The organism is Micromonospora arida (genome assembly GCF_003857035.1).
Taxonomy (GTDB): Bacteria; Actinomycetota; Actinomycetes; order Mycobacteriales; family Micromonosporaceae; genus Micromonospora; species Micromonospora arida.
Genome location: NZ_QGSY01000177.1, coordinates 37,519 through 49,751, shown reverse-complemented (window position 1 = coordinate 49,751; position 12,233 = coordinate 37,519). Strand labels below are relative to the sequence as shown.

The following is a 12,233-nucleotide window of genomic DNA, read 5'->3' as shown; positions in this document are numbered from 1 at the left end:
GGATCGGCCAGATGTGGATAGCACCGCGCTGTCCGGACCCTAAGGGCGGGTTAACACTGCAACGGGGTTGTGGAGCTGGGGTCTTACGCGAGGCCGAGGCCGCGGCGGCCGGTTTCGTTGAGGTCTTCGGGCTGAAAGCGGTTGGGCCAGGCGCGTTCGTAGTCTTCGGCGGGGAAGTCCGACGGGCTCGAGCCGCTGAGGAACGCCTCGCGGACGCTGGCGGCGTATCGCTCGTTGCGGGGACACCAGGGCGCGGCGGGGATGTACATGACGTTGCCCCAGCCCTTCTGGGCCTCGACGGGGGCAACGCTGTGGATCATGTCGGCGTGCCACCAGACGGAGTCGCCGGCCTGAACGTCAGGGATGCCAACCAGTGCCTCCATCAGCGGGGTGTGCCACTTGTGGCCGGCCGGGAAGACCTGGTTGACGGTGACGCCGCACATGTCGTCGTCGGGGACGTCGGACAGCAGCGGGCGAAGCATGAGGTAGGCCATGGCCTCGGGGATCGGCACGGTGTGCAGGACCCCCTGGTCGTGGGCCATGTCGGAGAGTGCGGTCCAGCCCTGGAAGGTGCGGAACGCGGAGCACATGGTGGAGCCGGGGTACTGCGGGCCGTCGGTGCGGTGGGCGGCGTCCCACGGGTCGTACTGCTCGACGCTGCCGTCGAACAGGCGCCGGAACGCCTTCTGGTAGGCCTGGGTCATCCACAGGTCGAGGGTGCCGGGGTCGAGGTGGGTGCCCAGGCCGGCCGAGTCGGCGCCCTCGGGGCGGCGGCGAATCCGGTCGGGGTAGAGCGAGTCGCGGTTGGGGTCGAACCACTGCACGCCGTCGGACTCGTGCTTCCACTGGCTGTTGAGGAAGGCTTGGACGTTCGCCATCCGGTCGCTCTGGCGGGCCTGCATCTGTGCGGGTGACCAGTAGATCGGGTAGATCTCAGGCTTGGAGCCGACGCTGCCGAAGAAGTCGTCGGCGGGACCGCGGTAGTTCTCGAAGAAGTGGTTGCCCTCGACGTAGTCGACGATGTCCTGATCCCACCGCAGGGCCTGGTCACGGTCGAAGTGCCCGCGCACGATCAGGCAGCCGCGGCGGCGCAGCAAGTCCACCTGCTCGGCGGTGACGGTGCCGTTGGCGATGTCGGCGTAGTCGATGACCGGCCACACGCTCTCGCCACGACGGCGGGCGGCGTTGATGTCGTCGACCGCGGCTTGGACGCGCTGCTCGACGACGGCGAAAACCTCATCGACCGTACGCCCGGAGGCTTCGATCTGGGCGCGCAGCGCGGCTTTGATCTCGCGGGTGGCGCCTTTGAGATCAGTCGGGGTTTCTTCCCAGTGCGGCAGGGCAGTGGCGGTCGACACGGCAACTCCTTCTAGTCAGCTCTCGTTACTGGAAGAACCTACCGGGCTGAAACCTATCTAGGCAACAGCCCTGACTAGAATGTCGGCATGGATCCCGCCATGCCGTCTCAGGAGCTCATCCGGTCGCTCACCGACGAGCACGTGCTCCGCGCGTTGATGCAGCACCGCCGGCTGACCCGGGCCGAGCTGGCCACCGAGATCGGCATCTCCAAGCCGACCGCGGGTGAGAGCGTGCGCCGCCTCGCCGAGCGCGGCCTGGTCACCGACACCGGGGAACGCACCCCGGGTGGCCGCGGGCGCGGCAGGGTCGGCTCGTACTACGCGCTGGCTCCCGACGTCGGTGTGGCCCTGGCCGTCGTCATCGCCCCCGAGGGCGTCGTGGCGGAACGCCTGGACATTTACGGCAACACCGTGGCGCACGCGGTCCGGCCGATCGACCGTCCCACCCGCCCGAGCCAGGCCGCCGAGGCGTTGCAGGCCGCGGCCGGCGAAGTCCTGGCTGCCTGCGGACAGCCGGTCCGCTTGGCCGTGGTCAGCGCAGCCGACCCGGTGGATCGCGCCACCGGCCGGCTGGTGCAGCTGCCCGACTCGCCGTTCCTGGTGGGCGACCTCGACCCCGTCGCCATCCTCGCGCCGCACGTCGCCGGGACCGTCGTCGTGGACAACGACGTCAACTGGGCAGCGCGGGCGGAAAGCGGAACCGGCGACGACTTCTGCTACCTGTTCCTGGGTGAGGGGCTCGGCTGCGCGATCGTCAGCGACGGCGAAGTCCGCCGCGGGCACACCGGCCTGGTCGGCGAGATCGCCCACCTGCTCACCGCGGGACCGGGCGGCCGCGCCATACCGTTCATCGAGGTCTTCACTGAACTGAGTCTGCGCCGCCCCGACTCCACGGCGATCAACGTCGAGCGACTCCTCACCAGTGATGCCGGCACCCGGGCAGCTGTCGGCGAGGCGGTCGGCGGTGTGGTCGCCGCCGTGATCGCGCTCGCCGACCCGCAAGAGATCGTCGTCGGCGGCGCCTGGGGGCCGGCCCTGGTCGACGACATCCGGGCGCAGACGGCCCGCATGCCGCGTTCGGTTCCCGTACGGGCCGCCGACCTGACCGGCGAGCCGGTCCTGTCCGGTGTGCGCGCCGAGGCACTCAGCCGTCTACGGTCAGTCATCACCGCGAACAGCTGACGGTCGCCCTGGAATCCCTGCACTTCTACCAGGAGTCTGAACCTGCCACTGCCGACAACACGGCTACCCCGGACCAACTGCCGTTGCAGTAGTAAGGCGGTCGAGGGGCGGGTCAGCCGCGCCGGTTGAGTTCCGCTTCCAGCCGCTGGACGAGCGTCTTGCGGTCCTTGCTGGCGCGCTCGTTACGCAGCGCGGTCTTGAGCTGTCGGGTGTCGAGGCCACGGACCAGCTTGGCCGCCTCCGCGACCGACATCTCCGTCATCCGTCCGGCCGTGGTGGCGTCCCGACGCGCCCGTTTGGCCGGCCCGGTGTTGGCGACGTACTGCTTGCCGGATCGGGACGCTTCCCGCTTTTTCGTGTCGGTCGCGCGCTTCTGGTTCTCCGACATCTCCTCCCAGGCCTTCTTGGGCAGGTAGCGACTCGTCGTGGCGCCCTTGCGCGCACGGGTGTCGCCCTCCTTCGTCTGCCATTTCTCGTTGCCCCAGCGCTGGAGAGACTTCTGCCGCTCGTCCTTTTCGCCCAGGAATCCGCCGCCGCGCTTCTTGTACTCCTGAGTGACCAGTTGCGACTTGCGCGCCGACCACTGCCCCGGCCGGCCGCCCTTGTCCGAAGCCTTGACCTCTTCCTTGATCTGCTCTCTGAGCTCGGGTTTCGTATACCGCGCCATGACTGGCAGCTACCCGGCACCGCAGCGGCTATGCGTTCGGCGACCTCGGAGGCCCGAGCCGGAGCAGCACCTGCGCACCGCCTTGCGGGCCGGCCCGCAACTCCAGTCGACCGCCGGCGGCCTGCGCGGCGCGCCGGGCGATGTCCAGGCCAAGACCGGTGGACCCGGCCGCGCTGGCGCCCCGCCGGATCGCCCCGGCGGGCATGCCCGGGCCCTCGTCGGCGACCGTGAGGACCACCTCACCCGCCTCGCCCGCCGCACGGGCGAGCCGGACGGCGAACGGCGTCCCGTCGGGGGTGTGCGCGAAGACGTTGCCGAGCAGGGCGTCCACGGCCGCCGTCAGGTTGTCGGCGGCCACACCGACGGGAAGAGGGCCGGGCGTCAGGTCGAGGGTGACGGCCCGACCGGTGTCCTCGGCCAGCACCGACCAGAACGCGACCCGGTCGGCGACAATCGCCGCCGCGTCCGAGGCGGCCGGTTGCGCCGGTGCGTGCCGCCACCGGGCCTGCCGGATGAGCCCGGTGACCGCGCGTTCGAGCCCATCGGCGGCGGCGGTGATCCGGGCGGCGTCGTCCGGGTCACGCAACGACTCCGCCTCCAGCCGCAACGCGGTCAGCGGCGTCCGCAGCTGGTGGGACAGGTCGGCGACCTGTTCGCGCTCCTGAACCAGGAGCACCTGGATCCGGGTGGCGAGATGGTTGAGCGCGCCGGCCACCTCGCGCAGCTCGGGAGGGCCGGCCGGCGTGACCCGGGCGTCCAGCTCGGCGTTGGCCAGCCGGTGTGAGACGGCCGAGAGGTCGCTGATCGGCCGGACCAGGGTGCGCGCCAGCCGGTCGGCGACCAGCAGCCCGATCAGCACGAGGATCACGCCGAGCAGCGCCAGCACCAGCCAGGCCCGGGTGACCCCGGCGGTCAGCTCGTGCTGCGGCACCGCGATCCGGATCACCCCGGTGCCGTCCGCCCGGCCCTGCACGGCGATGACGACCTCCCGACCGGCCGCCGACTCCCCGGTGAGGCTCTGTCCGCGCGCGGCGAGGGCCACCGCGGGGGTACGCGGTGTCTGGGCGCCGAGCACCGTGCCGTCGGGCAGGAAGACGCTCACCGGTCGACCGGACTCCGCCGCGAGTTGCTCGACGGTGAGGCGGATGGTCGCCGCGTCGGCGGTGCCGACCACCGGCACCAGGCTCTGCGCGTCGGCGGTGGCCCGAACGGTGGCCCGGTCCTCGGCGACGGTGCGGACCAGCAGCGCCAACGGCACCAGGAACGCGATGAGGGTGAGGACGCTGACCGCGGCGACCAGCAGCGCGAGACGCGCCCTCACGGCTGCGCCGCCGGGGCTTCGAGACGCACCCCGACACCACGCACGGTGTGCAGGTAGCGAGGCTGTTGGGCGTTCTCCCCCAACTTGCGACGCAACCAGGACAGGTGCACGTCGACAGTCTTGTCGGCACCGCCGTACGGGATCTGCCACACCTCCGTGAGCAGCTCACGTTTGGTGACCACCTGGCCCGGTCGGCCGGCGAGGTGATGCAGCAGGTCGAACTCACGGGGCGTCAGCTCGACCGCGACACCGTCCAGGGTCACCTGCCGCGCCCGGGGGTCGACGCGGAGCCCACCGACAACCAGCGCCGGGACCTGCCCGTCGGCGCCGGAGGGGCCCCGCCGCAGCACCGCCCGGACGCGGGCGTCGAGCTGCGCCGCGGTGAAAGGTTTGACCACGTAGTCGTCGGCGCCCGCGTCGAGCACCTGGACGATCTCGGTCTCGTCGTCACGCGCGGTGGCCACGATGACGGGCACCGCGCTGACCGCGCGCAGCATCCGCAGCAGCTCGCGGCCGTCCAGGTCGGGCAGGCCCAGGTCGAGCACGACGAGGTCGGGTCGGTCCTCCAGCGCGTCGCGGAGCCCGGCCATCGCGGTCGAGGCCGCCGCCACCGCGTGGCCGCGTTCGCGCAGGGCCCGGATCAGCGGGGTACGGATCGTCAGGTCGTCCTCGATGAGCAACAGGCGGGCCACAGCAGGCAGGCTAGCGGCTGCGGCCGGCAGCGCACGTTAACCACGCCTTAGCGTTCGGATGTGCAAACGACAAGGACGGATCGGGGATAGTCAGGGGATGGGCCGTCGTTCGATCCTCGTCGCCACCGGTTGGGTGGTCACCGCCGCCATCGCCACAGTGATCGGCCTGGGCGCGATCCGGTTGGTGGGTGAGAGCCTCACCGGCACTCCGGGCGGGGTGCGCAGCGAGGCCGAGATCGAACGGGCGCTCGCCGCTCCGGAGCCGACGCCCACCACGAGCACCGCCTCGGCCGTGCCGGGCACCACAGGCACCGCCTCGGCCGCGCCGGGCTCTGCACCGAGCGCCAACTCCGGGGCTCGCCGGGGGTTCGCCACGGACGGCGGCACGGCCGTCGCCGAGTGCGGCGTCGGCGGCGTACGCCTGGTCTCCTGGGCGCCCGCGCAGGGTTACCGGGTGCGCGACGTGGACCGGGGCCCGGACGACGACGTCGAGGTCACGTTCCAGGGGGCGGCCCGGGAGTACGAGTTGAAGGTGCGCTGCATCGGCTCGGAGCCGGTGGCCGTCGCCGACGACTGACGACCGGGGAGCAATCGAGGCGGGTGTCGCGGTGGGCTCACCGGCGTTGCAGGGCGTCCACCAACCTGCGGAGGGTCGCGCGAGCAGCCTCAAGATCGCTGAGGCTCAGGCCGGCTCGGTCCACGGCCTCCCCGCGGTCAGCGTCCGAGCGTTCCAGTAGGCCGGTGAGCGTGTTTCGGCCCGCGTCCGTGAGTGTCACGAGTGGCGCGCGGCGGTGATCGGGGTTGTCGTGCAACTCCACCATTCCGGCACGGGCCAGGTCGTCGACCACTCGCTGCACGCTCTGTCGAGCCAGGCCAAGTCTGCGCGCCGCGCTCGCGACGGTGCGGGAGCCGTCGGAGAGCACGCTCATCACGTGCCACCGCGCGGCAGTTTGCCCCTGTTCGCGGGCGAGCTCCTCGCTTGAGCGCCGAGACTCGCCCGCCAGTTCGTACACGTCCGCCATCAACAGCCGGTACGCGTCGACCCGGTCCCGCTTCCGTTCCGTCATCGACAGCACCGTACCAAAAGTTGACAGCCTACTACTCCAATGACAGCATGCTGTCATGATTCTTCGACTGTGGAGCGGATGGACCGAGCCCGCTCACACCGACGCCTACGAGCGGTTGTTGACACAGGACATCGCGCCCTCGATCCTCGCCCGGGGCGTGGACGGGCTTCGGGAACTTCGGGTACTACGTCGCTCTTCGCAGGAGTTGGACCCCGCCGAGGGCAGCGAATTCCTCACCGCCATGACTTTTACGGACTTCGCGGCGGTGTCGGCGTTCACCGGCGGCGATCCGTCGACCTCCGTCGTCCCGCCTGCCGCCCGTGATCTGCTCGGGCGCTTCGATCGGCGGTCCCGGCACTATCTCAGTCGTGCGGTGTTCCGCGACGGTGACGGGAGGACCACTGTCGGGTGAGCGGTCGACCGCCTCACTGACCCATCGGCTGCTCGCGGTCGGCGTTTCGGCCGAGGGCGACCATGCGCAGGGCCTCCTCCCGACGTCGCACGAGCAACGCCCCGGCCAGGAAGGTCACCGGCGCGACCAGCACCAGCATCGCCCACTGCGCCGGCACCAGGGGGATGGCGTGTCCCATGTTCATCGTCGAGGTGACCCAACCGGCCAGGGCCCTGTCGACCACCAGGGCGAGGGTCGCCACGGGCAGGAGCAGGACGACGATCCGCCGGCGTACCTCCGGGGTGAGCGTGGCCACCGCGATCACCATGGCCGACGCGGCGGCCGCCAGGCCCGCGACGTAGAGCCAGAGAACCACCTCACTGCTCGCCTCGAGGCCGTAGAAGACCTGGTAGGACACCCCATCGACGAAACTGAACGTGGGGCTGCCCACCCGGTTCATCACCAACAGCGCGACCATCGCGGCCGGCGCGAGCACCAGTGCCAGCAGTCGGCGTACGCCCAGCAGCGCGATCGCCCGGCGACGCTGCGCCGGCACGGTGAGCGCGGCGGCACCCACCACGGCGAGGGCGAGCTGCGGCAGCATGTCCACCACGTACGTCGGGTTGCCACTGGTCTGCGGGGCGACGAGCGCACCCCAGCCGAGCACGCCGGCCCAGGCCAGACCGGCGGCTAGCCAACGCCACCCGACCAGCACCGCGGCACAGACGCCCGCCCAGCCTGCGACGCGCAACCAGTCGACGAGATCCGGACCTCTCGGCGCGAACCCGGGCGGCAGGCCCGGCGCACGGACGAGCTGATCGAGCAGCGTCTTGCTGGCGAACGCCAGCAAGACGACTCCGACCAGCAGGCCGGTCACCGTCGCCGCGTCGGCCCAGCTCGGCTCGGTGAACCCCCGTGCGCCCACCCGTAGCCGCGCCCGCAGCCCGGCACCGACCAGGTTCCGCACGTCGGCGGCGGCGGGTCGCCGCTGGCCCGGCCGTGCGCCGGCGAGGAGGACGGCCAGCATCTCGTCCTCGTACACCCGACGGTGTTCCCACGGATAGACGGCCAGCAGCCGTCGGTAGCGGCGCTCCAGATCGTCGCTGTTCACGCTGCACCCCCGTCGGCCAGGAGGCCGCTGCGGCGCAGCCGCGCCCGGGCGGCGTCCGCGTTGTGTCGAAGGCGGGAAGCCTCCTCGGCGAGCCGCCGCGCGCCCAGCGCGGTGAGGCGGTAGTAGCGGCGCAGTCGCGACTGCACCACCTCTTCGCGCTCGACCTCGATGAGACCGTCGGCGCGGAGCCGGTCGAGGACGGCGTAGAGGGTGCCGGCGCGCAGTCGCACCCTCCCGTCGGAGATGCGCAGCACGTCCTCGATGACGGCGTACCCGTGCATGGGCACCTCCGCCAGCGCGGTGAGCACCAGGAACGTCGGTTCCCGTAGTGGAGGTTCAACCATGCCAGGAAGCATATACCGATAGACGGTATATACAAGACCGCGAACGGACGTGGCCGGCACGGATCACCGCGCCGGCCACGTCATCGGTGGTGGTTCAGCTGGCGTACGCCTCCACCTCCCAGAGCGAGTGGCCATATCCGGTGCCCCGCGCCGTGCCATTGATCCGCAGGTAGCGGCCGTTGGCCCCGAGGGCGGTGTGCTCGTCCACGCCGCCGTCGGCCCCGGTCACCGTCTTCACTGTGGTCCAGGTGGTGCCGTCATTCGAGGTCTGGATCTGGTACGCGCTGCTGTACGCCGCCTCCCAGCTCAGCTTGACCCGACCGATCGCGGTGGGGCTGCCGAGGTCCACCCGGATCCACTGCGGATCGGAGAACGTGCTCGACCAGCGGGTGGTGAGGCTGCCGTCCACCGCCTGGGCGCCGGACACGTCGGCCCCCTCGTTGCTGGACGTCGACGTGGGCTTGTTCAGCAGCAGGTTGCCACCGGGCGGACCGGTTCCACCGCTGCCGCCGTACACCTCGAACTCGAACAGCGAGTAGCCCCAGGCGGTCCCCCGCATGGTGCCGAGCAGCCGGACGTACCGGCCGGACCCGCTGAGCCCGGTCAGGTCGTCCACCCCGCCGTCACCACCGGTCACCGTACGGATCGTGGTGAAGTTGACCCCGTCCGGCGAGGTCTGTATCTGGTATCCGCTGCCGTACGCCGCCTCCCAGGTGAGCTTGACCCGGTTGATGGCGTACGTGGCGCCGAGGTCCACGTCGATCCACTGTGGGTCGCCGAAGGCGCTGCCCCACCGGGTACCGGCCACGCCGTCGAACGCGTTGGCCGCGGTGAACGCGCCCTCGAAGCTGGACGCGCGCGCCGGCTTGCCCCGGGCCAGGTTGGCACCCGGCTCGGGATCCGGATCCGGGTCAGGTCCGGGACCGCCCGGGCTGGTGGAGAGGGTGAACTCGTCGATGTCGAAGTACGGGCCGGTGCCCTTGAAGACCAGGAACAGGGTCCGGGTGCCGGTCGGGGCGGTGACCCCACCGGTGACCGTGGCGAAGGTGGCGTACCCACCGGTGGGCACGACGGTGGCCGAACCGACCAGCGGCCCGGTGGGCGAGTCGACCCGCAACTCCAACGTGCCGCCACCGCCGGCCGGTGCACCGACCCGGGCGCTGAACGACTGGACGCCGGTCAGGTTGTACGGACGGAACGAGATCCAGTCGTTGTTGTCGACGTAGCCGACCGCCGCGCCGCCGTGCCCCGCCGCCCCGGCGACGATCTGGACGCCGGACGAGTCACCGAAGTGCTCGGCCTGGCGTACCCGAGGTTGCAGCACCGCCTGGGTGTGCGTGGTCAGCGCCGGCTGGCCGCCTCCACCCAGGTCGGTGTACTCGGCGTCGATGATGCCGAAGATGTTCGCCGCCGTGTCGTGCTCGCCGTCGGCCGAGGTCTGGATGACCCCGGTGCAGCCCTGCACGCTGCCGAGCTGGTGGCCGTGCGAGTCGTGGCCGAGGACGTAGTTCACCTTGACCCGGGCACAGTTGATCGCGCCGTCCTGGGCGTCGGTGACGGTGACGGAGAACGGCACCGCGTCCCCGAAACTGAAGGTCTGCCCGTTCAACGGGGTGTTGACGGTGACCACCGGGGCGCTGTTGCCGATCGTGACGACCACGCTCGCGGTGGCCGTCTTGCCAGTGGTGTCCCGGACCGTCAGCGTCGGGCTGCGGGTCCCGTTGGTGGTGTACGTGAAGCTCGGGTTCGCGGCGGTCGAGTCGGTGGTGCCGTTGTTGTCGAAGTCCCAGGCGTAGGTGAACGGGTCGCCGTCCGGGTCGAGGGTGCCGGCCGAGGAGAAGGCAACGGTCAGCGGCGCGGTGCCACTGGTTGGGGTGGCGGACACCTTGGCGACGGGCGCTCGGCCCTCGCGGGCGTACTCGATGCGGTAGAGCGCCGAGTTGGCGTCGCCGTTGAACCAGCCGGTGCCGTAGTCGAGTACGTAGAGCGCGCCGTCCGGGCCGAACTCCATGTCCATGACCTGGGTGCCGGTCCACGGAAACGGGTTGATCTTCAGCGGTTGGCCGGACCCGTCGAGTTTGATGTTCTTGATCCAGCGGCGACCGAACTCGCCGGCGAAGTAGGTCCCGTCGTAGTACTCGGGGAACGCCACGGGCGAGGTGTTGTTCGGGTCGTACCGGTAGACCGGCCCGCCCATCGGCGACAGGCCACCGCCGGTGAACTCCGGCGGCGAGCCGGAGCCGCCGTACGGCAACCAGGCCGAGACGGCCGGCGGCAGCTGGGTGATGCCGGTGTTGTTCGGCGAGTTGTTCACCGGCCCACCGGCGCAGTTGAACTTCGCGCCGGACGGCCCGGACGGGAAGGTGTAGTCGTTGTAGGCGTCGTTGCGGGCGGTGCAGTACGGCCAGCCGTAGAAGCCGGGCCTGTCGATCCGGGCGAACTCGACGTTGCCCGCCGGCCCCCGGTTCGGGTCGGCGGTGCCCGCGTCGGGACCGTAGTCACCGAGGTAGACGATGCCGGTGGCCTTGTCCACGCTCATCCGGAACGGGTTGCGGAAGCCCATCGCGTAGACCTCCGGGCGGGTCCGCGCGGTGCCCGGGGCGAACATGTTGCCGGCCGGGATGGTGTAGCCGCCGGCCGCGCTCGGCTTGATCCGCAGGACCTTGCCGCGCAGGTCGTTGCTGTTCGCCGAGGTGCGCTGCGCGTCGAAGGCCGGGTTACGCCCGGCCCGCTCGTCGATCGGGGTGAAGCCGGCGGAGTCGAACGGGTTGGTGTCGTCACCGGTGGACAGGTAGAGGTTGCCGGCCGCGTCGAAGTCCATGTCACCGCCGACGTGGCAGCACATGCCCCGGCTGGTCGGCACGTTCAGGATCAACGTCTCGCTGGCCAGGTTGATGGTGTTGTCCGCGTTGACGGTGAACCGGGCCAGCCGGTTGACGCCCTCCCAGACGGCGAAGTCGGCCGGGGTGCCGGTGGCCGGCGCACCGCCACCGGGGGTGCTCAGTGGTGGGGCGAAGTACGCGTACACCCAGCGGTTGGTGGCGAAGTTCGGGTCGGCCTTGATGCCCTGCAAACCCTCCTCGTCGCCGGTGTAGACCGGCAGGGTTGCGGCGATCTTGGTGTTGCCGGCGGCGTCGGTGTGCCGGATCACGCCGTTGCGGGAGGTGTGCAGCACGCCCCGGTCCGGCAGGACGGTGAGGCTCATCGGCTCACCGGTCTCGGCCGCGCCCTTGGCCAGCTCCACCTGCTGGAAGCTGCTGGTGACGGTGGGGCCACAGTCGGCGTCGACCGCGCCGGCGGCCGTCCGGATGCCGCCGAGCAGGTGCTGACGGAAGTTCGCCTCGGTGTACGACGCGTCGGTGTGCCCCAGGCCCGTGTACCAGGCTCGGCCGCCGGAGTAGTTCTGGCACCAGGAGATCGGGTGGTCGGCGCCCATGCTCCCGCCCGTGTAGGTGCTCTCGTCCAGGGTGGCCAGCACGTGCGCGTTGCCGCGAGGGTTGGTGCGGTAGTTGTACAACTCGTCGAACCGGTTCCACCGCTGCGGCAGCGTCGCGGTGGACGGGTGCACCTGGTCGGCGACCTTCACTGTGACGTTCTGCTCGGCCGGGTGCGAGGCGAAGTACGCCCCGACCAGTCCCCCGTACCAGGGCCAGTCGTACTCGGTGTCGGAGGCGGAGTGCACGCCCACGTACCCGCCGCCGCCGGTGATGTAGCGCTCGAAGGCGGCCTGCTGGGCGGCGTTGAGCACGTCGCCGGTGGTGGAGAGCCAGATCACCGCGGCGAACCGGTCCAGGTTGGCGTCGGTGAACTGGGCGGCGTCCTCGGTGGCCTCGACGGTGAAGCCGTTGGCCGCACCGAGTTGCTGGATCGCGGCGATGCCCGGGGTGATGGATCCGTGCCGGAATCCGGCGGTCTTGCTGAAGACCAGCACGGTGAACGGTGCGGCGCTGGCCGTGGGTGGCGAGGCGACGATGCCGCCCGCCACGAGGATCGTGCTCAGCGCGAGGCCGAGCCACGATCTCAGGGATCTGCGCACAGTGGGGTCCTTTCGCGGTGCGAGGGACGGCGTGCGCCGATCACGCCTGGCGGTGGTGGGACGA

11 protein-coding genes are annotated in these 12,233 nt (G+C 70.9%); 3 read left to right on the top strand and 8 right to left on the bottom strand.

Annotated features, from left to right (window positions below; genetic code table 11):
- Positions 1-83 precede the first annotated feature (83 nt).
- On the bottom strand, positions 84-1,358 hold the full coding sequence (locus tag DLJ58_RS16035) for a DUF1479 domain-containing protein (protein WP_124857231.1): 1,275 nt from the start codon (positions 1,356-1,358) through the stop codon (positions 84-86).
- A gap of 87 nt (positions 1,359-1,445) precedes the next feature.
- Here DLJ58_RS16035 and DLJ58_RS16030 point away from each other — a divergent pair, with 87 nt between their 5' ends.
- A complete protein-coding gene (locus tag DLJ58_RS16030; RefSeq protein ID WP_124857229.1) occupies positions 1,446-2,540 on the top strand; it encodes an ROK family transcriptional regulator in 1,095 nt (364 codons plus the stop codon).
- A 112-nt stretch (positions 2,541-2,652) separates the two neighbouring features.
- On the opposite strand, the gene DLJ58_RS16025 is transcribed toward DLJ58_RS16030, so the two are convergent.
- From DLJ58_RS16025 to DLJ58_RS16015, 3 genes are read right to left on the bottom strand one after another with little or no spacing between them, the layout of a single operon-like run.
- Positions 2,653-3,207: a DUF5872 domain-containing protein gene (locus tag DLJ58_RS16025; RefSeq protein ID WP_091399566.1), complete on the bottom strand. Its 555-nt coding sequence runs from the start codon at positions 3,205-3,207 to the stop codon at positions 2,653-2,655.
- A gap of 28 nt (positions 3,208-3,235) precedes the next feature.
- Complete coding sequence (locus tag DLJ58_RS16020) at positions 3,236-4,528, bottom strand: sensor histidine kinase (protein WP_124857227.1); 1,293 nt, start codon at positions 4,526-4,528, stop codon at positions 3,236-3,238.
- Positions 4,525-5,220 carry a response regulator transcription factor gene (locus tag DLJ58_RS16015; protein WP_124857225.1) on the bottom strand — a complete coding sequence of 232 codons (696 nt, stop codon included), beginning with the start codon at positions 5,218-5,220 and terminating at the stop codon, positions 4,525-4,527. The genes DLJ58_RS16020 and DLJ58_RS16015 overlap by 4 nt, the downstream gene beginning before the upstream one ends.
- 97 nt (positions 5,221-5,317) lie before the next feature.
- On the opposite strand from DLJ58_RS16015, the gene DLJ58_RS16010 reads away from it, so the two are divergent.
- Positions 5,318-5,797: a septum formation initiator gene (locus DLJ58_RS16010; RefSeq protein WP_124857223.1), complete on the top strand. Its 480-nt coding sequence runs from the start codon at positions 5,318-5,320 to the stop codon at positions 5,795-5,797.
- 37 nt (positions 5,798-5,834) lie between these two features.
- Here DLJ58_RS16010 and DLJ58_RS16005 read toward each other — a convergent pair whose 3' ends face one another.
- Positions 5,835-6,287, bottom strand: a complete 453-nt coding sequence (locus DLJ58_RS16005) for a MarR family winged helix-turn-helix transcriptional regulator (RefSeq protein WP_124857221.1) — start codon at positions 6,285-6,287, stop codon at positions 5,835-5,837.
- A 55-nt stretch (positions 6,288-6,342) separates the two neighbouring features.
- On the opposite strand from DLJ58_RS16005, the gene DLJ58_RS16000 reads away from it, so the two are divergent.
- The gene (locus DLJ58_RS16000; protein ID WP_124857219.1) at positions 6,343-6,699 is read left to right on the top strand and encodes an antibiotic biosynthesis monooxygenase; all 357 of its coding nucleotides are present in this window, start codon (positions 6,343-6,345) and stop codon (positions 6,697-6,699) included.
- Positions 6,700-6,712: 13 nt separating this feature from the next.
- Here DLJ58_RS16000 and DLJ58_RS15995 read toward each other — a convergent pair whose 3' ends face one another.
- The 3 genes from DLJ58_RS15995 to DLJ58_RS15985 form a co-directional block, all read right to left on the bottom strand.
- Positions 6,713-7,789 (bottom strand): hypothetical protein, encoded by a 1,077-nt coding sequence (locus DLJ58_RS15995; protein WP_124857217.1) that lies wholly within the window; start codon positions 7,787-7,789, stop codon positions 6,713-6,715.
- A complete protein-coding gene (locus DLJ58_RS15990; protein WP_124857215.1) occupies positions 7,786-8,133 on the bottom strand; it encodes a PadR family transcriptional regulator in 348 nt (115 codons plus the stop codon). Before DLJ58_RS15990 ends, DLJ58_RS15995 begins: the two co-directional genes overlap by 4 nt.
- Before the next feature lie 94 nt (positions 8,134-8,227).
- Positions 8,228-12,169, bottom strand: coding sequence for a ThuA domain-containing protein (locus tag DLJ58_RS15985; protein ID WP_208741137.1), 3,942 nt, complete (start codon positions 12,167-12,169; stop codon positions 8,228-8,230).
- Positions 12,170-12,233: the final 64 nt, after the last annotated feature.

Coding starts and splice junctions, on each gene's coding strand:
- DLJ58_RS16000 (WP_124857219.1), top strand. CDS start 6,343: ATGATTCTTCGACTGTGGAGCGGATGGACCGAGCCCGCTCACACCGAC.
- DLJ58_RS16025 (WP_091399566.1), bottom strand. CDS start 3,207: ATGGCGCGGTATACGAAACCCGAGCTCAGAGAGCAGATCAAGGAAGAG.
- DLJ58_RS16030 (WP_124857229.1), top strand. CDS start 1,446: ATGGATCCCGCCATGCCGTCTCAGGAGCTCATCCGGTCGCTCACCGAC.
- DLJ58_RS16010 (WP_124857223.1), top strand. CDS start 5,318: ATGGGCCGTCGTTCGATCCTCGTCGCCACCGGTTGGGTGGTCACCGCC.
- DLJ58_RS16005 (WP_124857221.1), bottom strand. CDS start 6,287: ATGACGGAACGGAAGCGGGACCGGGTCGACGCGTACCGGCTGTTGATG.
- DLJ58_RS15990 (WP_124857215.1), bottom strand. CDS start 8,133: ATGGTTGAACCTCCACTACGGGAACCGACGTTCCTGGTGCTCACCGCG.